At 47.8% G+C, this 24,613-nt stretch carries 25 protein-coding genes and 3 pseudogenes; 17 read left to right on the top strand and 11 right to left on the bottom strand.

What is annotated here, in order from left to right:
- Positions 1-1,026: 1,026 nt before the first annotated feature.
- Positions 1,027-1,404 (bottom strand): hypothetical protein, encoded by a 378-nt coding sequence (locus ACE15A_RS11290; protein ID WP_129382424.1) that lies wholly within the window; start codon positions 1,402-1,404, stop codon positions 1,027-1,029.
- Between the two features lie 447 nt (positions 1,405-1,851).
- Positions 1,852-2,820 (bottom strand): hypothetical protein, encoded by a 969-nt coding sequence (locus ACE15A_RS11285; protein ID WP_053509717.1) that lies wholly within the window; start codon positions 2,818-2,820, stop codon positions 1,852-1,854.
- Positions 2,821-3,063: 243 nt separating this feature from the next.
- Between ACE15A_RS11285 and ACE15A_RS11280 the strand changes: the two are divergent.
- Positions 3,064-3,180, top strand: a pseudogene (locus ACE15A_RS11280) (transposase); the annotation flags it as partial.
- A gap of 396 nt (positions 3,181-3,576) precedes the next feature.
- Here the strand turns inward: ACE15A_RS11280 and ACE15A_RS11275 are convergent.
- Positions 3,577-3,714 carry a hypothetical protein gene (locus ACE15A_RS11275; RefSeq protein ID WP_154707915.1) on the bottom strand — a complete coding sequence of 46 codons (138 nt, stop codon included), beginning with the start codon at positions 3,712-3,714 and terminating at the stop codon, positions 3,577-3,579.
- A gap of 668 nt (positions 3,715-4,382) precedes the next feature.
- On the opposite strand from ACE15A_RS11275, the gene ACE15A_RS11270 reads away from it, so the two are divergent.
- The 4 genes and pseudogenes from ACE15A_RS11270 to pipB all read left to right on the top strand — a co-directional run bounded on the left by ACE15A_RS11270 (position 4,383) and on the right by pipB (position 7,817).
- On the top strand, positions 4,383-4,577 hold the full coding sequence (locus ACE15A_RS11270; RefSeq protein ID WP_071790818.1) for a PagK family vesicle-borne virulence factor: 195 nt from the start codon (positions 4,383-4,385) through the stop codon (positions 4,575-4,577).
- 335 nt (positions 4,578-4,912) lie between these two features.
- Positions 4,913-5,647 carry a non-specific acid phosphatase gene (locus ACE15A_RS11265; protein WP_053509720.1) on the top strand — a complete coding sequence of 245 codons (735 nt, stop codon included), beginning with the start codon at positions 4,913-4,915 and terminating at the stop codon, positions 5,645-5,647.
- A 423-nt stretch (positions 5,648-6,070) separates the two neighbouring features.
- Positions 6,071-6,489: pseudogene (locus ACE15A_RS11260) on the top strand (PipA/GogA/GtgA family type III secretion system effector); the annotation flags it as partial.
- 437 nt (positions 6,490-6,926) lie between these two features.
- Complete coding sequence (gene pipB / locus ACE15A_RS11255) at positions 6,927-7,817, top strand: SPI-2 type III secretion system effector PipB (RefSeq protein ID WP_053509722.1); 891 nt, start codon at positions 6,927-6,929, stop codon at positions 7,815-7,817.
- A gap of 386 nt (positions 7,818-8,203) precedes the next feature.
- Here pipB and ACE15A_RS11250 read toward each other — a convergent pair whose 3' ends face one another.
- Entirely contained in the window at positions 8,204-8,599 is a 396-nt protein-coding gene (locus ACE15A_RS11250; RefSeq protein WP_053509724.1) for a hypothetical protein, read from the bottom strand.
- Between the two features lie 147 nt (positions 8,600-8,746).
- On the opposite strand from ACE15A_RS11250, the pseudogene ACE15A_RS11245 reads away from it, so the two are divergent.
- Positions 8,747-8,830 (top strand): annotated as a pseudogene (locus tag ACE15A_RS11245) (cytochrome ubiquinol oxidase subunit I); the annotation flags it as partial.
- A 142-nt stretch (positions 8,831-8,972) separates the two neighbouring features.
- Complete coding sequence (locus ACE15A_RS11240; RefSeq protein ID WP_023249425.1) at positions 8,973-9,203, top strand: DUF2554 family protein; 231 nt, start codon at positions 8,973-8,975, stop codon at positions 9,201-9,203.
- Here ACE15A_RS11240 and ACE15A_RS11235 read toward each other — a convergent pair whose 3' ends face one another.
- Together ACE15A_RS11235 and ACE15A_RS11230 are read right to left on the bottom strand one after the other, a co-directional pair.
- Positions 9,204-11,168 carry a U32 family peptidase gene (locus tag ACE15A_RS11235; RefSeq protein ID WP_380913758.1) on the bottom strand — a complete coding sequence of 655 codons (1,965 nt, stop codon included), beginning with the start codon at positions 11,166-11,168 and terminating at the stop codon, positions 9,204-9,206.
- Between the two features lie 78 nt (positions 11,169-11,246).
- Positions 11,247-11,783 carry a helix-turn-helix domain-containing protein gene (locus tag ACE15A_RS11230; protein ID WP_023249427.1) on the bottom strand — a complete coding sequence of 179 codons (537 nt, stop codon included), beginning with the start codon at positions 11,781-11,783 and terminating at the stop codon, positions 11,247-11,249.
- A 91-nt stretch (positions 11,784-11,874) separates the two neighbouring features.
- Between ACE15A_RS11230 and ACE15A_RS11225 the strand changes: the two genes are divergently transcribed.
- On the top strand, positions 11,875-13,053 hold the full coding sequence (locus ACE15A_RS11225) for a benzoate/H(+) symporter BenE family transporter (RefSeq protein WP_053509728.1): 1,179 nt from the start codon (positions 11,875-11,877) through the stop codon (positions 13,051-13,053).
- 53 nt (positions 13,054-13,106) lie between these two features.
- Here the strand turns inward: ACE15A_RS11225 and ACE15A_RS11220 are convergent, their stop codons facing one another.
- From ACE15A_RS11220 to tehA, 3 genes are all read right to left on the bottom strand, one after another.
- Positions 13,107-13,775, bottom strand: a complete 669-nt coding sequence (locus tag ACE15A_RS11220) for a DUF3313 domain-containing protein (protein WP_023249429.1) — start codon at positions 13,773-13,775, stop codon at positions 13,107-13,109.
- Positions 13,776-13,930: 155 nt separating this feature from the next.
- The gene (gene tehB, locus ACE15A_RS11215) at positions 13,931-14,527 is read right to left on the bottom strand and encodes a tellurite resistance methyltransferase TehB (protein ID WP_053509730.1); all 597 of its coding nucleotides are present in this window, start codon (positions 14,525-14,527) and stop codon (positions 13,931-13,933) included.
- Positions 14,514-15,527, bottom strand: coding sequence for a dicarboxylate transporter/tellurite-resistance protein TehA (gene tehA / locus ACE15A_RS11210; RefSeq protein WP_023249431.1), 1,014 nt, complete (start codon positions 15,525-15,527; stop codon positions 14,514-14,516). The genes tehB and tehA overlap by 14 nt, the downstream gene beginning before the upstream one ends.
- A gap of 106 nt (positions 15,528-15,633) precedes the next feature.
- Between tehA and ydcK the strand changes: the two genes are divergently transcribed.
- Positions 15,634-16,614 (top strand): YdcK family protein, encoded by a 981-nt coding sequence (gene ydcK, locus ACE15A_RS11205; RefSeq protein WP_053509732.1) that lies wholly within the window; start codon positions 15,634-15,636, stop codon positions 16,612-16,614.
- Here ydcK and rimL read toward each other — a convergent pair.
- Positions 16,611-17,150: a 50S ribosomal protein L7/L12-serine acetyltransferase gene (gene rimL, locus ACE15A_RS11200; RefSeq protein ID WP_053509734.1), complete on the bottom strand. Its 540-nt coding sequence runs from the start codon at positions 17,148-17,150 to the stop codon at positions 16,611-16,613. The genes ydcK and rimL overlap by 4 nt on opposite strands.
- A gap of 215 nt (positions 17,151-17,365) precedes the next feature.
- On the opposite strand from rimL, the gene ACE15A_RS11195 reads away from it, so the two are divergent.
- The 8 genes from ACE15A_RS11195 (at position 17,366) to aac(6') (ending at position 23,363) form a co-directional block, all read left to right on the top strand.
- Positions 17,366-18,484: a M42 family metallopeptidase gene (locus ACE15A_RS11195; protein ID WP_053509736.1), complete on the top strand. Its 1,119-nt coding sequence runs from the start codon at positions 17,366-17,368 to the stop codon at positions 18,482-18,484.
- Positions 18,481-18,762 (top strand): PTS sugar transporter subunit IIB SgcB, encoded by a 282-nt coding sequence (gene sgcB / locus ACE15A_RS11190; protein WP_000976132.1) that lies wholly within the window; start codon positions 18,481-18,483, stop codon positions 18,760-18,762. The genes ACE15A_RS11195 and sgcB overlap by 4 nt, the downstream gene beginning before the upstream one ends.
- Positions 18,763-18,772: 10 nt before the next feature.
- Positions 18,773-20,086 carry a PTS sugar transporter subunit IIC SgcC gene (gene sgcC / locus ACE15A_RS11185; RefSeq protein WP_053509738.1) on the top strand — a complete coding sequence of 438 codons (1,314 nt, stop codon included), beginning with the start codon at positions 18,773-18,775 and terminating at the stop codon, positions 20,084-20,086.
- Between the two features lie 13 nt (positions 20,087-20,099).
- On the top strand, positions 20,100-20,906 hold the full coding sequence (gene sgcQ, locus ACE15A_RS11180; protein ID WP_053509740.1) for a BtpA family protein SgcQ: 807 nt from the start codon (positions 20,100-20,102) through the stop codon (positions 20,904-20,906).
- 131 nt (positions 20,907-21,037) lie between these two features.
- Positions 21,038-21,475 (top strand): SgcA family PTS sugar transporter subunit IIA, encoded by a 438-nt coding sequence (gene sgcA, locus ACE15A_RS11175; protein ID WP_000606451.1) that lies wholly within the window; start codon positions 21,038-21,040, stop codon positions 21,473-21,475.
- An 11-nt stretch (positions 21,476-21,486) separates the two neighbouring features.
- On the top strand, positions 21,487-22,119 hold the full coding sequence (locus ACE15A_RS11170) for a ribulose-phosphate 3 epimerase family protein (RefSeq protein WP_053509742.1): 633 nt from the start codon (positions 21,487-21,489) through the stop codon (positions 22,117-22,119).
- A 15-nt stretch (positions 22,120-22,134) separates the two neighbouring features.
- Complete coding sequence (locus ACE15A_RS11165; protein WP_053509781.1) at positions 22,135-22,926, top strand: DeoR/GlpR family DNA-binding transcription regulator; 792 nt, start codon at positions 22,135-22,137, stop codon at positions 22,924-22,926.
- Positions 22,926-23,363 carry a cryptic aminoglycoside N-acetyltransferase AAC(6')-Iy/Iaa gene (aac(6'), locus tag ACE15A_RS11160; protein ID WP_000354851.1) on the top strand — a complete coding sequence of 146 codons (438 nt, stop codon included), beginning with the start codon at positions 22,926-22,928 and terminating at the stop codon, positions 23,361-23,363. The genes ACE15A_RS11165 and aac(6') overlap by 1 nt, the downstream gene beginning before the upstream one ends.
- Positions 23,364-23,409: 46 nt before the next feature.
- Here the strand turns inward: aac(6') and ACE15A_RS11155 are convergent, their stop codons facing one another.
- Positions 23,410-24,612 carry a lactate oxidase gene (locus ACE15A_RS11155; RefSeq protein WP_053509744.1) on the bottom strand — a complete coding sequence of 401 codons (1,203 nt, stop codon included), beginning with the start codon at positions 24,610-24,612 and terminating at the stop codon, positions 23,410-23,412.
- Position 24,613 lies beyond the last annotated feature (1 nt).

Genomic DNA, 24,613 nt, shown 5'->3' with positions numbered 1-24,613 from the left:
CGATAGATTTCACTCGTTTCATCGAGCCTCCAGCAAATTTAAAAGGTCATTTTCATTACCGGATACCATACTCCCGTATAAAGCATATAAGAAATACTCAGTTTTGATAAAAAGATCAGCACATCATTGATAGCGTGTTGATATTCATCACCACCATAAAATCCTTTTGCAATATTGTGTAGGAGTCTCACCTACGCGTTGATACGTTTAAGTTGTTATGAGCCATACCTTCTTGTTAGGCGATGAGCCTGTCTTATCCCTTTGTTTACAGTACATCCTAACATAAAAACAAAACCAGCTATAACACCGTAATGCCATGTACATAACTTAAGCGTATTCCATAATACAATCGAGACATGGTTTAACTTCTCGGTGGTTGCAATAGCCTGTATGAAAGCCGTAGGGTTGAAGAGCAAAACGCCCAGCAATAAGATTCCCAAAACAATAATCGCAACCAACTGAAAAAGCAGCCATCCGATCGCGAAACGGCACAATAGCAGCAATAAAAACCGCAAAGGATTATTTATCAAATCTGATTCCAGTACATACCAAAGTGGCGTTTTTCTATGCGTATAGTTGTCTGACTTCCTCATAATTAGACATCTCATCGGTTTTAATATTTATCATCAGTTAGCTGATTAAATACAGTCAGCTAATACTTACCATTAAAACTATCAAAATTCATAGCTAAATTATAAAGTTGTTTTTAAATTCATATCACCATCCCCTCCGGAATTGGCATGGCACCTGCATCCCTTACCTACATGATATCCTTGTTAATCTAATAATACATTCAGCATTATTTTTCGCAGGGCGATATACATATTGGTTTAGTAAAAGTTTACTTTTAGGAGAAATAGTATCGAGGAGAATTAATGTGTGTAGAAGTTATAAATAAATGTTTGGGGGGGCTGTAACAAACAATAACGCTGTTAATACTTGTCAGAAAAAACATATAAACCAAGCCGTTGAGTGGAATCCTGAAAATATCGATACGTTTCGCTATTCCTGGCATCAATGATGTACTCAATCCCACAGATAGATAGGATCTTTTATTTTGTAACCAACAAGTGATGAGTTATTCAATGACATTATGATATCATTTTTAATAAATTCAGAAATCTCAGCAATTTTTTCATCTGTATCTACCGCTCGAAAAGTTTCAACGCGATAACCAGCAACTGTTACATCAAATGTGTCATAGTCGGTAACATTCATTAAAATACGGATTTTTTCGGCTTTTGGATGATGAGGATCGTCATCTGTTATTGTGTATAAATCGAAATAAGTAATATTGTCTGGCCCTGTTACGATTTCTGCAGGACTACAACGCGCATTTCCATTCGTTATGTAAACGTAGGGATGTTTATCGCCAACAGCATCACACCAATTACCAGAAGACAATTTGAGTGACCTGACATATATCAATTAACTTTTTTGCCATATAACAGACTTTATTCAGGCATGCTTGCGTACATTCTGTTGCTAACTGCTGTTTCGCTTTGATGTCTTGATACGTAATCATAATGTCACTTCTCCTGTACAAGATGATAAAAAAACAGATAGCGTAAACGTTTATAATATATCATTGAAAACCTGTGCTTATCTTTAAGATTATTGTTAACAATAAATTTACTTGCAATAAAAACAATAAGTCGTGGAATTATTAGCAGTATATGGTGAAATTTCTGCCTGTGATGGATAAAAAAGTTAGAATAGCTGTGGGACATGAAAATGAATGATTCATTTCCTCATGGTAATGATAATCCTCTATGGATATGAGCACTTAAAGATACGAAATGACTCGATAAAATAGAGGGTTATCTGTTAATTAATTATCATGCTGCGTATTCACACTTTTCTGTAATGGTCATCAACGAATTTCAGCCGCGGCGCTGATTCGTCAGAAAAATAGTCCTCTATGATTTCACTCGGAGAAATAGCCCCCGTTAAGTTTACATCATCGACTATTTCGCAGGGGTCCGTTAACTGCTTAATCCAGTCATCAACGGATTTAAAGTCATCGTTTGGGTCAAGAGTATGAAATATGGTTTCAAACTCCTGACAAAGATCGCGCAGCCCCCCTTCAACAAATTTAGTAGCTTCTCTGTTTTTAACCAGTACACTATTTCGACTTAGCGCCTCTATAAATTCAACCTCTCCTACATCGTTCAGCCCCTCATGCAACGGAACTATCACATTTGTATTGCCTTCGGCAACGGCTTGACTCAGGCGCTGATGAATAATACGCATATTACTGGTATATATACTTTTGGGACGAACGTCGGACTCAGAAAAGTTAATAACAGGGGCTATTTTGCTGGCACTCATCTCTGACAATGAGGCAAGCGTTCTGTGATGCTCGCTAAGACCATAAAGCCCCGGCATCATTTCAAAGTCTTTTTCCAGTTTTGCACAAATATCATGGAAGGTACCGACAAATTCTTCCGTGTGTTCGCCATCGGATATTCTGACATGTCTTTCGTCGCTTGGCCAGGCGGTAAATTCTTCTAACGTTAAAAGACGACCATCATTAAGCCAGACTTCTACAGTTTTATCGACACTTTGTAAGGCGACCCGTATAGCAAGTGCGGCATAAATTTTCTCTGCATTAGCACAAAACTCAGCCACTTTAGGTCTAACGTTACGACAATCTTCAATTAATCGAAAAATTCCATAGCCAATTCCCAGCGTAAATACGCCCACAATTCCTTTTGCAAACTTTGTTGCCAATGTATTCTCATAATTTCCTGCGGCGTGATGAAGATTGCTTTCTGCTTTAAACGCTCGGGCATAAGTTCCAACTGATGTGATCGGCATATATATACTCCACTATTAATGAGCTTTCTTTACATATTAATAATAGCTGTACTTGTGTGTGTAAACTTTCAAATAATGCACCAAGCCTGGTTGTTAGTCTACTATGTAAAAAATAATCATGAGCAATTTTTGGCGGAGTTTTGGGGAAGACCATGACAGTAGAATGAGCTTCTCCCTGAAAACAGTATCAGTCTAAACTGAAGTATCCGGTCTTCCTTTCACCTCACAGAGAGGCGCATTGCCATGAAAAAGACTCGTTATACCGAAGAACAGATCGCGTTTGCACTGAAACAGGCCGAAACCGGCACCCGCGTCGGGGACGTCTGCAGAAAGACGGGCATTTCTGAGGCCACTTTTTATATCTATGGACTACCTCCGTTTTGCAAGCACTGGTTCTGGTCTTGGGTCATTGCTTATATCTATCCGGCATCAGAAAAACCTGTGTCCAAATGGGTAATCGGCACACAATCACCTCAACAACTGGACGGTCTTGAAAAATCAGGTTCCGATTGTACAGGTGCAACCTGTCACCATCTATCAGTACACTGCAACTTTTCTGGCAGAGTATTAACTTCCGGTAGCCTGATACTCTGTATCATTTTTAAGCATCGACCAGATTATTCTCACGCTCTTGTTTGCTACCGCTACGGTCGTTTTATTAAACCCTCGCGCATACTGTAATGACGCAATAGAGAGTTTTATCACGCCAGGAAAATTTACATTAAGCAGATAAAATTATACAAGGCTGTTTTATGTTCAGAATGGCCAGACAAGATCAATCCTGATCCCCCCAATAAAAATCAACTCCTGCTCCAGACGATCAATTCCCACGTAATACATCGTCAATCCCCCCAGAAAACACGTCAGTAGAAATAACCAGATATACCATTTCATCCTTGCCTCCATTCATGGTAACAGTTAACTGTTGCGTGGCCGGGAGCCTCCCGGTAAATCTTTGCCTGACCCGCCGTAACCCGCGATTGTATCGGATGTGCAGGAGGATTCACCGCAACGCTATTACCATAACATGGTAGTTTACCATGTTTACTATTTTAAGAATTATCTGCTCATCCCAGACAATAAAGACGTATAAATTGTGTGGTGTTATACAGATGCCATCAGTCAGTTTCGCTCTGGTTTCTTCTGGTGAACTGATTTATCTGTGTCGAGGTCCCTTTACCTTCAGTATTTACTGCCCGCTTATTTCTCTTGAGCGGGATTTTTTTATAAGCAGCAAGTGAAAACTCACAATACATTGCCAGTGGGAGAACAAAAATGCCTGGATATTATAAAATCAATCACAGTTGGGCTGACGGGAGACGGCATACCGATGACGATGTCCTCCTTGAAGCAGTGATTACCTCATATGCTGATATTAATATATCAGAAACACTGGCTCGATGGTTGAAGGACAAACCAAAAAGTACTACCGATATTGATTATAAAAATACCATCTGCTGGTACTGTGGTGGAGTATGGTTACATTACATTACGAACAAAAACACTCTGTTTTTATATATGCACTCAAGCGGTGAAGACGCTTTTGATTTACAGGTAAAATTATGATAAATCGTATATTTTTACCATTATTTCTGTTGCCGCTGGCGATAGCCTTTTCGGCATCAGCGATAGCTGCCAGTGATATAAAATCCCCACCGGATAATAAATACCCGCCCCATCCATTCGCCCCCTGGTGTGAAAACTGGCCACCAGATATAGGGAAACCACCGGAGTGGTATCAGATTTGTGGTTGCTAATTTTTTACAAAAGTCTGTTACAGCCACATCAATACTGATGGTGTATCTGATTATTATGTTTCATCAGTTCTTCCTGGGCTTAATATTACTTCAGGCTGGTGTATTTTATTGATGCCAGCCTGATTTTTCATAACTTGATATCACTTCTTACAGGAATCCCCGCCAGTCAGGACAAGATAGCTAGTTTATGAACCATTCGGGAATCAACGAACTCTGTATCTCACCTCTATAGCCAGTAACGTTTCTTTCAGCCTTATGTTGAGTAACCATTGAGACATCCAAATATAAAATCACGCAGGCAAGAACATTCATTATTTTTTAACATGGAGTGATTTATGAAAAGCTATTACTTACTCTTTTTCCTGCCATTACTTATAGTGAAACATTCAACTGCTAACACAGTAGAACCATTTCATGAACCTGAAGAGTCAGTGAACAGTCAGTTTTATTTACCTCCCCCTCCAGGAAATGATGATCCCGCTTTCCGATACGACAAAGATGCGTATTTCAGAGGTTATGCCATGAAGGACTCTCCCCGCTGGAAACAAGCGGCTATAGATGCAGATGTGAGCGTGGAGAATATAGCCAGAATATTTTCACCAGTCATTGGGGTTAAAATTAATAAACATGACACCCCGGAGACATGGAAAATGTTACAAAATCTTCTGACCATGGGTGGCTATTATGCCACTGCTTCGGCAAAAAAATATTACATGCGCACACGACCTTTTGTCTTATTTAAACACTCCACCTGTCGCCCCCAAGATGAGGATACTTTACGAAAAAATGGCTCTTACCCTTCCGGGCATACAGCTTATGGCACACTTTTAGCCTTAGTTCTATCACAGGCCAAACCAGAACGAGCCCAGGAACTTGCCAGACGGGGATGGGAATTCGGACAAAGCAGAGTGATATGTGGCGCTCACTGGCAAAGTGATGTTGATGCTGGCCGTTATGTGGGAGCCGTAGAATTTGCGAGATTGCAAACAATTCCGGCATTTCAGGAATCATTAGCAAAAGTTCGTCAGGAGCTGAATGATAAAAATAATTTATTGAGTAAAGATGAATAATCGGCAATTACTGAGTTAATGAACAGATTATTTTATTGTCTGGTCGTACTCCAGGAAATATTTAACAGTAATCAGATGCTGGTTCTCCAGCTTATAGCGTGGATACCAGCTATCCCAGGCCAAGGGTTGCCAGTCACCTTTTTCCTCAGATAACAGCGAGTACCAGTGAAATAACAACGCCCTTTTGGATAGTTTTCAGACAGTTAATTTATTATACAGCATAGCATATGACTTCGATGGAACTCTGCCCGGACTGTGCCCGCTATGCTCAATCACTAAAATCAAAAGAATATCAGGCCTAACTCACTATCAAAGAGATATCCACCCCGGCATCCAGGCCGGATTTTAACCATTTACTCTCTTGTCTTCTCCCGGTTAAACCTGTTCTTCATGTTCTGCTCAATTATCAGCACCCTGCCAGCCCTATCCTCCGTACTTCAAAATGCGTACACCCAAAGCGAAACATTCCGCAGACTGATGAATTACGCCTATGAAAAAGAACTACATGATGTGGAGCAGCGCTGGTTACTGGGGGCTGGTGAATCCTTTGAAACTACCGTGAGTCCGAAAGATTTCAACCTTTCAGAAGGCAGGAGAGTCATATGTCTTAATCTGGACGATACTGATGAGGATTCATATCCTGAGTATTATGAAAGTAACGAAGGTCCACAACCTTTTGACGCAAAACGTTCATTTATCCATGAAGTTGTCATGCGCTGACCTATCTTCAGGATAAAGAAGAAAATCATCCAAGGGGCCCTGTTGTCGAATATACCAACATTATTCTGAAAGAGATGGGGCATTCTTCACCTCCAGGAATGGCCTACATCTTCAATAAATAGACACATCCGGAAACGCCCCCCTAAAAAACCCGTTTAGTAGCGGACTTGTCTGTACGTACTTCAATATTTTAGCTGATGGTTGTGTAAATAGACCCATTTTAGTTTCAAGCATTTTTTGAGAACCAGGAAGAATTTCCCCTGGCCCAAATTCAGTACAGTATCAGCGAGATAAATTCCGGGACTCTTATCCATGCGGATAGCCGCGAGCCTGTCACGCTTAAAGCTCGATTATGCGGGATACTTACAGCAGGAATTTCAGGAATAACTACTCACGTTCATGGTTTTTATACTTTCCACTTTATAAATCTAAAAATCAAGTCATTACCCTCCCACAAACAAACCCAACCAAAACTCTGAATACAAAAATCACCCTATATCTTTTTTTGATATTCCTTACATAATGTAGCTTGACTCACACCGATCTATAAGGAATAAAAATGCCAATAACTAACACGTCTCCAGAAAATATATTAAAATATTTACATGCGGCCGGTACTGGTACGAAAGAAGCGATGAAAAATTCAACTTCACCACGCGGTATACTGGAATGGCTTGTCAATTTTTTTACCTGTGGTGGAGTAAGGAGAAGCAACGAAAGATGCTTTCAGGAGGTAGTGGAAAAGCTGACTTCAGCGTTATCACATGTAAATAAAGATGCTTTTTATAGAGGTACCAAAATATTTATGGAGGGTATCAACGGGTGTACTACATGCCTGTCATGTGTCACAGTCCCTGAATATGAAAATAAAGCCCCCATGGTCACTATAGAAGTGAGTAAAGATGGAAAAACGATAGCAAGTGAAGTTGATGGTGATACATTTTGGAATGTCTGTCAAATGTTAAAACTGATTCGTAAATATAATATACAACATGAGGATTCACTTTTAACCGAGGAAGGTAAGCTTAACCTACGTGGAGTATACCTGGCTTATAAAGATTTGCGGGATGAAAATTTTGAAAATATAGATGCATCCTCTACAGATTTCTATGGTTCAAATCTTTCTGGCGTAAATTTTTCTGGCGCAAATCTACACGACGCAACAATGGCTTACACAAGTCTAGTTAGCGCAAACATGGCAAACACAGACATGTCTGGTGCAAATCTGACTAATGCAGACATGACCAACGCTAACATATTCTGTGCAGACTTAACTGATGCTATTCTATGCAACGCAAAGCTAACTGGTGTTAATCTAAAGGATGCAAAGGCAGTTTCAGGAAAACGATTACCCGAAGCCGGCCTACCAGATGTTCAACATCGTCTTGACACCCAGGATAACACTAATGAAACGCCTCCCTCTCTTTTGCCAATTTCAGATTGGTTGTGATAGCCGTGACTTCTGGATCACGCCATATTAATAATAAATATCCCTTGTAAAGGATTTTATAGCAAGGAGTATTCAACTAAGAGAATACTCCTTGTTTTTTATTAAAAAAATTACCGACATCTTAATTTCATTATAAAAATAACATTTTCAGCATATTTTTACATTACTGATATAAGGTGAAACCTCCAGCCTTCGCGGGTCCGGATGTACATTATATCCGTGGCCCAACGCTCATTGGGTGCGTCCGGATTAAACTGCCGCTGGAGCCTGTTCGGCGTCACGATACTGGCTTCACTTGACCGCGATTAACAATCTGTTTGACTGCTTCAACTTTAAACTCTTCGGGATAACGCTTACCGCTCATGGGCTCCTCTCTTTAAGCCATCTTAAGGGACTGACCCCACGACAGTAGAAAAACTGTTATGAAAAAAGACAGCAATACGGGTATCCGAAACGGGCGTAATTGCTGGTAATGTCACTCCCAGGTTACGTATTGTCTGAAGGTGGCCTATGGCCTGCACAAGTGATGTGGCATTCACTTTAGTGTTTACCCTCGCCACTTCCGCCAAACGATATGATTCCAAATCCATTATCAATGGAACCTGAAGGTCAGCGATCATGCGGAGAAGCTCAGGTCCGTCAGCCCTGGCACCCGATGCTTTTTCCCGATAAATACCGGCAATATAAAAACCACTGGCGATGGTCGTTTTTTCGATGTCAGCTTGGCGGGCCAAATCCTGCTCTGATGTACGGCCCCTTTCATAGATGCGAGCAATTTTCATTTACGGTAGCCCAAATGATATAGTTAAGTTGGCTAACGTAAAAGAGGTAGCTAAAAATAACAATATGCGATGTATTTGGCTGATTAATTTTTGGCTATTTAAAATGGCTACTTAACGGTGTTTACTGTTCCGTTATTCCCCAAACCCCAATTCCCGAAAGAAGATCGTCCTAACTACACGATGGGGTTCTGGTCTTTTCGCATTATGGCGGGGCTGGGAATGTTAATGCTGTCTAATCATGTACCCGGCTACGTGTTCTCATACAACTTATCGCAATTATTGACAAACCGTTTTCGCTAATTTGAAGTGTTGAATAATAACTCAAATAAATTATTGGCATCATAACCCCACGACATAACTGGAAGGTGGCATGATGTTCACAAAAGCGTTATCAGTAGTTTTACTGACCTGTGCGCTGTTTTCAGGTCAGTTACTGGCGAAACAGCAAGGCCATGAGTTTGTATGGTTTGTGACGGGAGGACACCAGCTCAAACATGAAGCCGACAGCGATGAATTACGGGCGGCAGCGGAAGAATCAGCGGAAGGCTTGCGCGAGCACCACAACTGGCAGAAATCGCGCAAACCAGAGAGCTATTTCCGTTAATTAAACGCCCCTGCGCTTCGGCAGCGTTTTCATCAGCGCTTCAGGGCTCACTGAAGCGACAACGCTGCCGGGCTGGGGCATCTTCAAAATGTGGTTTTTAATTTTACCAATTACATGCATTTCGCAAGGGCGGCAGTCGAATTTTAGTGTCAGCACCTCATCGCCATGCACCAACTGCATCGGTGTGGCTTTCCAGCTCTTAATATTTCCTTTCGCCTGTTTTGGACAAAGGTTGAACGCAAAACGCAGGCAGTGCCTGGTGATCATGACCGGTATCTCGCCCTTCTCCTGATGCGCCTCATAGGCCGCATCGATCAATTGTACGCCGTAACGGTGATAAAATTCCCGTGCTTTGTGGTTGTAGACATTAGCGAGAAAACTGAGATGCGTTTGCGGATAAACGGGCGCAGGCTGCGCCACGGGTTTCCGGCGACCTCGTTGATAATGGGCCAGACGCGCTGCATCAAGCATATCAATCGCCTCCCGACGGAACTGATTGAGCTGGCTACCTGGCACGAATAACGCCGCCGGTAATGTCACCTGCATATCACGAGCGTAGTAGAGCGTTTGTCCCAGCTTCGCCAGTCCAACTTTTAGGTTATTTAACGATTTTTCAGGGTTATTGGCTTCCTCAAACAGCCCGTCAAGTGTATGCGTAATGCAGATGCCTTCTTCACTGGTCAGCGTCAGAATAAGCTGTTCCTGCCAGCCGCCCAGCATGATATCAACCGCCACACGACGCTCACTGGAGGTTTTTGTCAGCGCTTGCTGCCAGTGATGATCCAGATTACGATTCAACGGATGATGCGGACGGACTTTATGCAGATCGGCAGGCATATCATTTGGCCAAACGCGGTAGCGGTTATGACCGGTTTTTTCCACGGTATTGGCGCGGAAACCCACCACTACACGCTTAATCAACACGTTCAGACCATCGCCATTCGCCAACGGCTCCGTAGCCTCCACATCGAGATAGTCCTTCGCCACATTCAGGACCTCGCCTACCGGTAAGCCAATAAATTTTGGTGAATCAAATGCGCCAATATCGCCTTTACGCGCGTTAACAAAATAGTCGGTGCTGCCGCGATGGAAGGTTTTCTCCGTGGAAGGAACAAAAAAGTGCTCGGTCCGACCAGCCGACGCACGCGCCAGATCGCCACGTTGCTCAATAATCGCGTCCAGCATCTGACGATAATGCGCGGTGATGTTTTTGACATAACTCATGTCTTTGTAGCGCCCTTCAATCTTGAAGGAACGTACGCCTGCATCAATCAACGCGCCGAGGTTAGCCGTTTGATCGTTATCTTTCATCGATAGCAGATGCTTTTCGTAAGATACCACCCGCCCCTGATCGTCTTTTAACGTATACGGTAAGCGACAGGCTTGCGAGCAGTCTCCCCGATTGGCGCTGCGCCCGGTTTGCGCATGAGAGATATAACACTGTCCAGAATAAGCGACACACAGCGCGCCATGAATGAAGAATTCAATTGTGGCGTCAGTAGCCTGATGAATAGCCGCTATCTGAGTCAAATTAAGTTCGCGCGCCAGTACAATCTGTGAAAAACCGACATCGGCAAGAAACTTCGCTTTTTCCACGCTGCGAATATCACACTGTGTACTGGCGTGAAGCTCAATCGGCGGGATATCGAGTTCCAGAATTCCCATATCCTGCACAATCAGCGCATCCACGCCGGTGTCGTACAAATCGGTGATTAACCGTTGTGCGGGCTCCAGCTCATCATCATGCAGGATAGTGTTCAGCGTGACAAAAATCCTGGCACCGTAACGGTGGGCAAACGGGACCAGATCGGCGATATCGCGCAGACTGTTACTGGCATTATGACGCGCGCCAAAACCAGGTCCACCGATGTAGACGGCATCCGCGCCATGCAAAATCGCTTCGCGAGCAATTGCGGCGTCACGGGCCGGACTTAACAATTCGAGATAGTGAAGTTGTTGGCGCATACGGTCTTTCTTATCCAAGAGCAGCGAAATGGCGGCTATTGTAGTCAGAAGCGCAAACTAACGAAATAGTTTTCCTGCTTAATCGCGCGGGTAATGGATCAGCGAGTGAAAATGAACCGTCTGATCACTGCTGTTGCGATAGGTATGCGCCGTATCGCCGGCAAAACGCAAACCTTTACCGGCGTCTATTGTTTGCCATACCCCACCAGTACACATGTCCAGCCGTCCCTGAATCACCACCACATGTTCGATAACGCCGGCTTTATGCGGCGTTGATTCGCTGACCGCGCCAGGTGCCAGCAATAGGGAAAAATAGTCAAAACCGAGTTCAGGGTCCCACGGAAACAGTGGTGTGATGACCATCGCTTGTTGCTGGGGATCGAAGGTCGGAGGACATTCAGCCTGCGGAGACGAAATAAACATTGAGAATGGAACATTCAGGCCCGTCGCTATTTTCCACAGCGTTGCGACTGTCGGACTGGACTCATTACGCTCTATCTGCCCCAACATGGCTTTTGATACGCCGGAGATCTCCGCCAGACGCGATAAACTCCAGCCTCGTTGATGGCGTAACGTTCTTAACGTGGTCGCCAGATAATGTGTCAGGTTATCCATTTTTTCCCCCTGTAAGACCATAGCGTATCACTTGTGCGCTATAACGCACAATGCTACATTACTTGACCGTTATAACGCACAAGAGGCGATCATGCGTCTGTTATCACTGCCGTTACCTACTGTATTATCTGGTCTGGTCGCCGTTCTGGTCGGCTATGCAAGTTCTGCGGCCATTATCTGGCAGGCGGCGCTTGCTGCTGGTGCAACTCCCGCAGAGATCGCCGGCTGGATGACCGCCCTCGGTATAGCGATGGGCATAAGCACACTGGCGCTAACCTTGTGGTATCGTGCGCCGGTTTTAACTGCCTGGTCTACGCCTGGCGCCGCTCTGTTGGTGACAGGGCTTCAGGGATTATCGTTGCCAGACGCCGTGGGCATATTCATTGTCGCCAATGCCCTGATTGTGCTGTGCGGCGTCACGGGATTGTTTGCGCGTTTGATGCGGATAATCCCCCATTCTCTTGCCGCCGCAATGCTGGCGGGAATACTGCTACGCTTCGGCCTGCAGGCGTTCGGGACGCTCAACGGAGAGTTTGTAATGTGCGGCGGTATGTTATTGGCGTGGCTACTCCTTAAGGTATTCGCGCCACGCTATGCCGTTATTGCCGCCATGGTAACGGGAATAACGGTGGCGCTCATGCAGGGTAAGATGGCGATGAGCGGTATCCATTTCGCAACTGTGTGGCCCGTCTTCATTCCCCCCCACTTTTCATTCGCTCAAAGCCTGAGCGTCGCGGTACCGCTCTTCCTGGTGACGATGGCATCGCAAAACGCCCCCGGCGTCGCCACAATGAAGGCGTCTGGCTATCAGCTTCCTGTCTCTCCGTTAATGATTTTTACCGGGTTGCTGGCGCTGCTGCTTTCGCCATTTGGCGTTTATTCTATCTGTATTGCCGCCATTACCGCCGCCATTTGTCAAAGCCCGGACGCGCACCCCGATCCAACGCGTCGCTGGTTAGCGGCCGCCGCCGCAGGAATTTTTTATCTACTTGCCGGGTGGTTTGGCAGTTCGATAACCGATCTGATGGTCGCCCTGCCGGTTAGCTGGGTGCAAATGCTTGCTGGTCTGGCACTGTTAAGTACAATTAGCGGTAGTCTGTATCAGGCGCTTACTCACGAAAGCGAGCGTGACGCGGCAGTTATCGCATTTCTCGTCACCGCAAGCGGGCTAACGCTGATGGGCATCGGATCGGCATTCTGGGGGTTGATCGCTGGCGGGATAGGCTACGCAGTATTAACGAGAACGCGCCGCCCATCGTTGTCTGGCTGATGGCGATCGTTAACCTGACGGGGTTTGCGCCATCTTGCGATGGCGCCGCAGAATTATTTTTTGTTAATGTCAAACATAGAGGTATCCGTCGCCATATCATCCACGACCTGTTTCAACGTCTCAAACGCCATTGGCGTACTGGAATTACTCAGGTCTTTACCTTCGCCCTGGCGCACTACCTTGACGACCGGCTTGTTGGTAGCGGCATCTATCAGCTCACCCTCAAAATAGAGATGGGTATCCATTGTCCGGTGGCCCGTCGCCATTTGCGTGCCCGCCACAATCAGCGCCACGGGGATCACCTCATAGAATTGCAGCCCTTCTTTGCTGGTATCCACGCCCGTAATTGCCCCGCGGAAAATCAAACTGCGCGGCCCTGGCGTCGTGACCAGCGGTTTACGCTGTTCAATCGCTGATTTTACTTTAGTGTTGGTATAAGCCAGCAGTTTATCAAGAACTTGCTGTCCGACCTGGGTCGTAGGTTTGGGGACGGGATAATACGTTATTGGATTGTAAACAATACTGTCATAGTTAGAGTCATTGAAATGTGGATCTACCCAGCGCAACACCGGTTTTCCCGTGGCGGAGGTAGTTTCCTGCAGGTCCGAATAATTTTTTAAGAATCCAGAATACTTATCCGGCTGTGTGACTTTGGACGCACAGCCGGATAACGCCAGCAAGCCAGTAAGCACTGCAACTTTAAATAAAGTATGAGTACGCATGAAACGATCCCTTTAGTCTTCGCAATGATGCAAAGGAAATAATAGCAAAACGAAATCATTCTGGATGCACTAAAAATGGTAACGACAGCACAATTTGAACGCGGCGCCCGACAAAAAAATGCCGAACGCAGCGAGACTTACAGAACTTGCATCGCTCAGGCCGTTTTTCTCGCCAGCATCGTAGCAAAGCGCAGTTTGATACGGTTGCCGTTTTCGTCCGTGCGGTGAAGCTCGCCGACATCTTCGTTGTATTTCAGCATGTCCCATCCTTCGTAATAACGGCGTAATTCGCCTTCTTTAAAAGCGAACGGGAATCCCACCGTACAGGGGAAATCCGGCGTATCCATTGCCGCGACGATCAAATTATATCCGCCGGGTTTTGTGCAGCATTGCATATTGGCGATTAAACCGGGAATGGTTTGCGTCTCAAGAAACATCATAACCACTGTCGAGAGAATAAAATCGTACTCGCCGTCAAAGGTCAATGTATTCAGATCGACGATTTCGGTTTGCAGATTATCCAGCCCTTCTGCCGCTTTAATACGCTCAAGATTAGCCATACTGGCCGGATTTTTATCCCACGCGGTAACGTCATAACCGTTCGCGGCCAAATACAGACTATTGCGGCCATTACCACATCCCAAATCCAGCGTTCGACCCGGTGCGATAACCTTTGCCGCCGCCAGCACATCCGAATGCGTGCGGGTTAAACCGTATTTCTCAGTAAAGTAATTTTCGTCACGAATGGTCATTTTTTTCCTCCGTTTTCAACAGTGCAGCGCGCTCAGTGCGAATAAGCAACTTCCCCTGCACCAGCAATAGAAATGTACGGACCAGCAGTAAAGCGATAATAGCGTTAGTGAAAATAAACAGCGGGACGGCCAGAATATGGAAAAGCCCTGATTCACTACCGTGACCAAGATGTAACCCCGTGGTCGCCAGCGCAGAAACGCCGAACGAAAAACTCCAGAAGGAAGCATTAAACGGTTGAGATAAATACCAGGGCATTAATCGCAGCATAAATAAAAGCTGTAACAGACCGTAGCCGAATAGCATTTTCGCCAACGTGTCGCCCTCACCGCCATTGACGCTCAGCCAGGCGCTACAGGCAACCAGCGCGGGCGCCAGTTGGATACCCAGTGAAGTACGCAGCACCGCCGGTAACTCGCCGCAGCTACGCAGTCGCTGCAAAATAACCGGTTCCAGACTTAACCACGAAAAGACGCCTGCGCCTAAAAACACCAGTCCGGCATCATTGTAGCCGAGTGACCCACAGGCCATAGCGCTGATGAAATTATTCGCTACCGTTGGCAGATAAAGCCCTGGGGTCGTCGCTTCTTCCGGATGCGCTCCACGCCAAAGTCCCGCCGTCTGCCAGGCGGCGTACGCCAGTTGTATGACTGCCCCCACGCTGAATAGCGCAACGGCCAATGGTCGATACCAGGGAACGAAGCCGATCGCGACCAGCATTGTGGTCGCGGGAAACAGGCTGACAAAACTGCTCATTACCGGATGTCGCACTTCAGCCAACACACTATGGGGAAAGCGCACCAGACGGCTAAGAAACGCCAGGGTCAATAGTCCCCAAATAATCATCGCCAGGATCACCATGATGTCACCGGGCCAGTGGCTTATTGCCCATATCTGGCTGGCGTAACGCCAGGCGAATCCCATACCGATAGTGCCAAGGACGATCCCAAAATAGCCCGCAGGCAGATTGAGCACGCGATCGCTCTGCTTGTGATTACGCATTTTGTTTAATTTATAAAGTATATTTGAAATGCATTTTATGGAATTTCTGGTTGTTTCGCCAGTACCTTTGCTACGGTTATCTTAATCGTTCACACGGAATTTCCCTATGACAAAATATCGACTGAGTGAAGAACCCCGTGCTTTTACTTATCAGGTAGACGGTGAGAAGAAAAGCGTCTTATTACGACAACTTATTGCCGTAACGGATTTTAACGATGTTAAAGCCGGAACCTCCGGTGGCTGGGTTGATGCCGATAATGTGCTGTCACAACAGGGGGATTGCTGGATTTATGATCAAAATGCGATGGCCTTTGCTGGCACGGAAATTACGGGTAACGCGCGTATCACGCAGCCGTGCACGCTCTACAATAATGTGCGAATAGGCGATAATGTCTGGATTGATCGCGCTGATATCAGCGATGGCGCGCGCATAAGTGACAACGTCACAATTCAGTCATCTACCGTGCGCGGAGCGTGTGCGATTTATGGCGATGCCCGCGTGTTAAACCAGTCAGAAATTCTCGCCATTCAGGGACTAACGCGTGAACATACGCAGATTTTACAAATTTACGATCGCGCCACCCTGAGCCATTCGCGGATTGTTCATCAGGTACAGCTTTATGGCGACGCCACTATCACATACGCTTTTATTGAACACCGGGCGGAGGTCTTTGATTTCGCGTCCATTGAAGGCAACAAAGACAATAATGTCTGGATCTGTGACTGCGCCAAAGTCTATGGCCATGCGCGGGTTATCGCCGGCACAGAGGAAGATGCGATCCCTACCCTTCGCTACAGCTCGCAGGTAGCGGAACATGCGTTAATCGAAGGCAACTGTGTGTTAAAACATCATGTGCTGGTAGGCGGACATGCTGAGGTACGCGGAGGCCCGATTTTACTGGACGACCGCGTGCTGATTGAAGGCCACGCCTGTATACAGGGCGAAATCCTGATTGAGCACCAGGTAGAGATTAGCGGACGGGCGGCGGTGATAGCGTTTGACGGCAATACTATCCACCTGCGCGGCCCAAAAGTGATCAATGGCGAGGATCGTATTACTCGTACCCCCTTAGTCGGTTCCCTTTAAACCGTATCAATAATGCGGGCATACATATTAACGTCGTGATAATCGCCGTTAAGAAACTCCGCCTGTTTCATACAGCCTTCCAGCGTAAAATGGTTGCGCCGTGCGACCGCATTACTGGCCTGATTATCAACCCGGCATTTAATGACAAAGCGCCGAATATCGCCGCGTCGGACATAATGTGCCATCAGCGCCTGTAATGATTGCGACATTACCCCTTGTCCCTGGAGGGACTCATCCAGCCAGTAACCGATATACGCGGCTTTGTTTATCGGCTCGATGACATTAAATGAGAGTACGCCCGCCATCTCATTCTGGCAGAAAATAAGATACATTTTGGCGTAACCACGCTGGTGCAACAGTATATTACCCTGCACATGCTTACGCGTTTCATCCTGCGACGTGACATATTGCGGCCAGTCGAGCGACTGTTGTAGCCACGCTTTATTTTTGAGTACCAGTTGGTGCAGCGCCGGAACATGACTTTCATCTGCCGCTCGCAGTTCCAGCGTCGTGCTAACAGGAATAATTTCCACCATCGCGTTGCCCTTCTTCGTTGTTGGTCGTGATCACATAAATAGCCTGGTTACCGATAACCCGCAGGTGATATGAGCGCTTTTATTGTATCGCCATCACATTATTTTTTATTGCTCATATTTAGCGCGTTTTCGCGTGACACATTTCACACTTATCCAACCATTCTCCGCCTATAAAACGCTCAACAACTGATTGTTTTATCACCACGGAGACGCCAATGACCTTTTCTGTGCAGGAAACGCTTTTTTCTTTACTGCGGCTAAACGGGATTTCAGGACATGAAAGCAGTATTGCAAACGTTATGCAGCATGCGTTTGAACAGCAGGCCAAAGACGTCTGGCGGGATCGCCTGGGCAATGTCGTCGCCCGTTATGGCAGCGACAAATCCGACGCTCTTCGCCTGATGATTTTTGCGCATATGGATGAAGTGGGTTTTATGGTACGCAAAATCGAACCCTCCGGTTTTTTACGTTTTGAACGCGTGGGCGGCCCGGCGCAAATTACCATGCCCGGTTCGGTCGTGACGCTTGCCGGACGTTCAGGCGATATCATGGGCTGCATCGGTATTAAAGCGTATCACTTCGCGAAGGGTGACGAGCGCACCCAGCCGCCCGTGCTCGATAAACTCTGGATTGATATCGGCGCGAAAGATAAAGCGGATGCCGAACGAATGGGTATTCAGGTGGGTACGCCGGTAACCCTGTATAACCCTCCGCACTGTCTGGGCAACGATCTGGTATGCAGTAAGGCGCTGGACGACAGGCTGGGGTGTACGGCGCTACTGGGCGTCGCCGAGGCCCTCGCCTCCACACCGCTCGATATCGCGGTGTTCCTGGTCGCTTCGGTACAGGAAGAGTTTAATATTCGCGGTATTGTTCCCGTTTTACGACGCGTGCGCCCCGACCTGGCGATTGGTATTGATATCACCCCATCCTGCGACACGCCTGACCTGCAGGATTACTCAGATGTGCGGGTCAACCACGGCGTCGGCATCACCTGTCTGAACTATCACGGACGCGGTACGCTGGCGGGACTGATTACGCCGCCGCGTTTGCTGCGGATGCTGGAGACCACCGCACACGAAAATAATATTCCCGTACAGCGAGAAGTCGCGCCAGGCGTCATCACCGAAACAGGCTACATTCAGGTTGAACTGGACGGCATTCCCTGCGCCAGCCTTTCTATTCCCTGCCGCTATACCCACTCGCCAGCCGAAGTCGCCAGCCTGCGCGACCTGGCTGATTGTATTCATTTACTGACTGCGCTGGCCAAAATGTCGCCAGAACAGTTTCCCATTGAGCCTGAAACAGGCGCTACACAAGAGGCACGACCATGATGAAAAAGATCCTTGTGGCATGTGGTACCGGCATGTCGACATCAACCATGATTGCACAAAAACTGCAGGACTTTCTCGCGGAGCAAGGCATTGCGGCAACCACGGCGCAATGTTGTCTGAATGAGATCCCGTTGAACTGTAACGGTATGGATCTCATCGTAACGTCCATGCGTACGCACAGTGACTATGGCATCCCGACGCTCAATGGCGCCGCCCTGCTGACAGGCATCAACGACGACGCATTAAAACAAGAAATCAAGGCGCTGTTAACACAATAAAGGGGGCATTATGTTTGATTACATCCTGTCTCTCGGCGGCACCGTATTTGTGCCCATCATTATGATTATCATCGGCTTAATCTTTCGTATTCCCTGGCTGCAGGCGGTGAAAGCTGGGGTGACGGTCGGCATCGGTTTTGTCGGTATGGGGCTGGTGATTGTCATGGCGATCGACAGTCTCAGTCCGCCGATAAAAGTGATGATTGAGCGTTTTGGCCTGACGCTGCATGTCTTTGACGTCGGCGCCGGACCCGCATCCGGCGTCGGCTATGCGACGGCCATCGGCGCGATGATCATTCCCGTTATCTTTCTGCTCAACGTCGGTATGCTGGTGACTCGCCTGACCAAAACCATGAACGTTGATATTTATAACTACTGGCACTACGCCATTACCGGAACGGTCGTCCAGTTGATGACCGGCAGTCTGATTTATGGCGTACTGGGCGCGATTTGCCATGCCGCCTTGTCGTTGAAAATGGCCGACTGGACGGCGAAACGGGTACAGAACATTGTCGGTCTGGAAGGGATCTCAATCCCGCAGGGGTATGGCTCCAGCTCCGTGCCGTTATTCGTATTGCTGGATGCGATATACGAAAAAATCCCGCTTATGAAAGGACGCAATATTGACGCTCAGGAGATCCAAAAACGGTATGGGATGGTCGGCGACCCGGTGATCATTGGCGTTGTTCTCGGGCTGATCTTCGGACTTGCCGCAGGTGAAGGCTTTAAAGGGTGCGCAACCTTAATGATTACCGTGGCGGCGATTATGGTACTGTTTCCGCGCATGATTCGCCTTATCGTTGAGGGATTAATGCCCATTTCCGACGGCGCACGTAAGTTTTTCCAGAAACACTTTAAAGGACGCGAAGTCTTTATCGGTCTGGATACCGCAGTGACGTTAGGCCACCCGACCACTATCGCGGTCGGACTGCTGTTAATTCCCATCATGTTAATTCTGGCAAGCATTCTGCCGGGCAATAAAGTCCTGCCGCTGGCTGATTTACCGGTCGCGCCGTTTTTTATCTGCATGGCCACGGTTATTCATCGCGGCGATCTGATTCGTACTTTGCTCAGCGGCATCATTGTCATGATTACCGTTTTGCTGATCGCCACCCAGTTCGCGCCGTACTTTACCGATATGGCGCTCAAAGGCGGCTTTAGTTTCGCCGCTGAAAACGCGCAAATTACCGCGCTGTCGGTAGGGAATATGTTTGGCTGGTCAATATCTGAACTGATGTCGCTGGGCATTATTGGCGTGGTTATTGTGGTCGGCATCGTCGCCAGCATCGTACTTATCTTACGTAAACGTGAACTACCGGAATAAGGAGCAACCCAGAATGAGTTGGCTAAAAGAGGTAATAGGAACGGAAAAAGCCGTTATCGCCATGTGCCATTTACGGGCACTACCGGGCGATCCCGGGTTCGATACAAAGAAAGGCATGAACTGGGTGATTGACCGCGCCCATGACGATTTAATGGCGCTACAAAACGGCGGTGTGGATGCGGTGATGTTCTCCAACGAATTTAGTCTGCCTTATTTAACGAAAGTCAGACCGGAAACGACCACCGCGATGGCAAGAATCATCGGTCAGTTAATGAGTGAAATTCGCGTACCGTTTGGGGTAAACGTGTTGTGGGACCCTGTGGCCTCTTTTGATTTGGCGATGGCGACCAACGCAAAATTTATCCGCGAAATTTTCACTGGCGCTTACGCCAGCGATTTTGGCGTCTGGGATACTAATGTCGGCGAAACCATTCGTCATCAGCATCGCATCGGCGCAGGCCATGTGAAAACGCTGTTTAACATCGTTCCGGAAGCGGCGGTGTATCTGGGAAACCGGGATGTCTGTTCAATTGCGAAATCGACCGTATTTAATAATAACCCCGATGCCCTGTGCGTCTCGGGCCTGACGGCGGGCGCTCGCACGGATAGCGCCATACTCAAGCGGGTAAAAGAGACCGTCCCCGACATGGTAGTGCTGGCGAATACCGGGGTGTGTCTGGAAAACGTCGAGGAGCAGCTCAGCATTGCCGACGGATGCGTAACGGCAACCACGTTTAAAAAAGACGGCGTCTTCGCCAACTTTGTCGACCAGGCGCGCGTGGCGAAGTTTATGGAGAAAGTACGCCATATCCGACAATAAAATGGGGATAAGCAAAATGCTTATCCCCTGCAGAGAGCGATAACCCTTCTGCCGATCTCCGTCGCCTTCGCCAAAAGACACGCCGGGGATCGGTTTCAGAGTAACCCGAACCAGCAAGGAGTCAACGATCGATGATTAATGATGTTAAGTGGGTTCAGGCGCAACGCCATGCCAACGACTGGCGACACGCGCTGGATATCGCCGTGCGTCCGCTGATTACCTTCGGCGCGGCGGCCCCCTGCTACCTGGACGGTATTATTGAGAACACCCTTAAATGGGGGCCATATTATCTTATCGCGCCGGGGATTGCACTGCCCCATGCCAGACCGGAACAAGGCGCCAACCATAATCAAATGAGCGTCACTACGCTATCAACGCCGGTCGCTTTCGGCAATGCGGATTGCGATCCCATCTGGCTGTTGCTTTGCGCCAGCGCCACGGACGCTGAAGCACATATTCGCACCATTCAACGCATCAGCCAGTGGCTCGACTCGCCGGGAAGTGTCGCGTTGCTGCAAGATGCGCCAAATGATGCAGCGCTTTTCGCGCAATTAACCGCATTGCGCTGATGGAGGTTCCGATGATCCTGCACCCTTCGCTGGCCTCCGCCGATCCGCTGCGCTATGCCGAGGCGTTGACCGCTTTACACGATGCGCCCCTCGGCTCGCTGCATCTGGATATCGAAGATACCAGTTTCATCAACAATATTACCTTCGGTATGAAAACCATTCAGGCAGTCGCACAATACACTCGCCATCCGCTCTCATTTCACCTGATGGTCTCATCACCGCAACGCTGGCTACCCTGGCTTGCAGCTATCCGCCCCGGCTGGATTTTCATTCATGCCGAAAGCGTGCAAAACCCCTCGGAGATTCTGGCGGATATTCGCGCTATCGGGGCGAAAGCAGGACTGGCGCTTAACCCGGCAACGCCGCTATTGCCCTATCGTTATCTGGCATTGCAACTGGATGCGCTGATGATCATGACCAGCGAACCCGACGGGCGCGGGCAACAATTTATCGCCACGATGTGTGAAAAAGTTAGCCAGAGCAGAGAGCATTTCCCTGCTGCGGAATGCTGGGCGGACGGCGGAATTACGCTTCGCGCCGCACGGCTACTTGCCGCCGCAGGTGCACAGCATCTGGTGATTGGCCGGGCGTTGTTCACGACGGCGAATCAAAACGTGACGTTGTCACAATTCACCGCGCTATAAAGGAGTCATATGTTGATGAGCCAACAGCGCCCCGACCGTATCAAACAGATGTTGCATTATCTTTGGCAACACCGGCACCTCTCAACACAGCAAGCTATTGAGCTTTTTGGCTATGCTGAGGCAACCGTGCGCCGGGATTTTCACTATATTGCCAGCCGTTATCCCGGTATGGTTCGCGGCCATGGTTGTATTGACTTCGACGACAGTACGGAAGATAAAGAATATGTTTTCGACGTTAAGCGAACGTTACAAAGCGAGGCGAAACGCGAAATCGCCGCCCTCGCCCGCACGTTCATCAAGGATGGAGACTGCTTTTTTCTCGACTCCGGCTCCACCTGTCTGGAACTGGCAAAATGTCTGGTCGACGCCAAAGTAAAAGTCATTTGCAATGACATCAAAATCGCTAATGAGCTAGGTGGCTTCCCACACGTAGAGAGCTACATTATTGGCGGGCTGATTCGCCCCGGTTACTTTTCGGTTGGCGAGAGTATGGCGCTGGAGATGATTAACGCCTTTGCCGTTGAACGCGCTTTTATCTCCTGCGATGCGCTGTCGTTAGAAACGGGCATCACCAACGCTACCATGTTTGAAGTGGGCGTAAAAACGCGCATTATTCAGCGCTCACGCGAGGTCATATTGATGGCCGATCACTCAAAGTTTGACACTGTGGAACCCCATGCGGTTGCGACGCTGTCCTGTATTACCACCATTCTTAGCGACAGTGCGCTCCCGTCTGCTATCGCCCGACGTTATCAGCAAGCGGGATGCCGTCTCATCATGTCAGACCTCTCATCAGGAGCGCGTTAATGGACATCAGGCAAATGAACAAAACCCATCTGGAGCACTGGCGCGGATTGCGAAAACAGCTCTGGCCTGGTCACCCGGATGACGCCCATCTGGCGGATGGCGAAGAAATCCTGCAAGCCGATCATCTGGCGTCATTTATTGCGATGGCAGACGGGGTGGCGATTGGCTTTGCGGATGCCTCAATCCGCCACGATTATGTCAATGGCTGTGACAGTTCGCCCGTGGCTTTCCTTGAAGGTATCTTTGTTCTCCCCTCATTCCGTCAACGCGGCGTAGCGAAACAATTGATTGCAGCGGTGCAACGATGGGGAACGAATAAAGGGTGTCGGGAAATGGCCTCTGATACCACGCCGGAAAATACAATTTCCCAGAAAGTTCACCAGGCGTTAGGATTTGAGGAAACAGAGCGCGTCATTTTCTACCGGAAGCGTTGTTGAGGAAAATCACACAGGAAAAGGTCGGGTATAGTACCCGACCTTTATATTACTGGGGCAGCTCTTTTTCAGTTAACAAGCGTGTCGTTTTCACTTGTTCAATATTCCTGGCACCACCCAACATCATGTTAATTGTCAGCTCTTTGTTTAGCTGTTCAATCACCGATGCCACACCCTGAGCGCCGCCAAGATTAAGACCGTATAATACAGGCCGGCCAACCGCCACAATATCCGCCCCGCTGGCTAACGCTTTGAATACGTGCGAACCACGGCGTACTCCACTGTCAAAAATAACAGGCACTCGCTTGTTGACGACTTTTGCAATCGCAGGAAGCATATCGAATGAGGATGGCCCGCTGTCTAATTGACGCCCACCATGATTAGAAACCCATATTCCTGCGGCCCCGGACTGGATAGCAATTTCAGCATCCTCCGGCGACTGAATGCCTTTTACAATAACCGGAAGACCGGAAACACGATGTACATAGGCAATATCCTCCGGCGTAAAGGCTTGTTTAGCCTGCGCGTAAATTTCACTTATCCCTGCCCCTTTGCCGGTTTTTGAACCATCGTCATTTTTTCTGGCGAACATTTCGAGGTTTGCAAAACCCAGCGGGAACTGGAAGTTATTTTTAATATCTTCTTCCCGATAACCACCGACAGGCGAATCTACGGTCAGAATAATTGCTTTAGCGCCATGTTTTACCGCTTGTGCAAGAATAAATTCGTTAAATTGATTATTCTTACTCATATAAAGCTGGAAGAAGAACGGGTTTTTCCCGGAAACGTTAGCCACCTCTTCGATGGTCTTGTTACCATAGGTGCTCAACGAGAAAATCGAACCGACCTGCGCCATGCCTTTCGCCGTCGCCAACTCTCCGGAGGCGTGGGCCAGACCCTGCGCCGCCATCGGTGCCTGGATTATAGGCGTTTTAAGCGGAATACCCAGTAGCTGCGTTGATAAATCGATCTCTTTTAACTCAATGCCCTGTAATACGCGCGGCATAATATATTTTTTGTCAAAGCTTTCGGTGTTGCTGCGAAGGTTATTCTCATCTTCGGCTCCACCGCGAATATAACCAAATGCCCCTTTCTCCATTCTGGCCTGAACGCGCGCTTCCAGTGAGGCGACGTTCGTCATTTTTATTGCTTTTTCGTCCGTGCTGGCTTTGTACTCTTCAGCATAAGCCAGGCCTGATGTTGCCAACATTGCCAGCGAGGCCACTACCCGAATGAGGTGATGAGTTTTCATC

Source organism: Salmonella sp. HY31 (genome assembly GCF_042604575.1).
In the GTDB taxonomy this organism is placed as follows: Bacteria; Pseudomonadota; Gammaproteobacteria; order Enterobacterales; family Enterobacteriaceae; genus Salmonella; species Salmonella diarizonae.
This window is presented reverse-complemented; position numbering and strand designations above follow the sequence as displayed.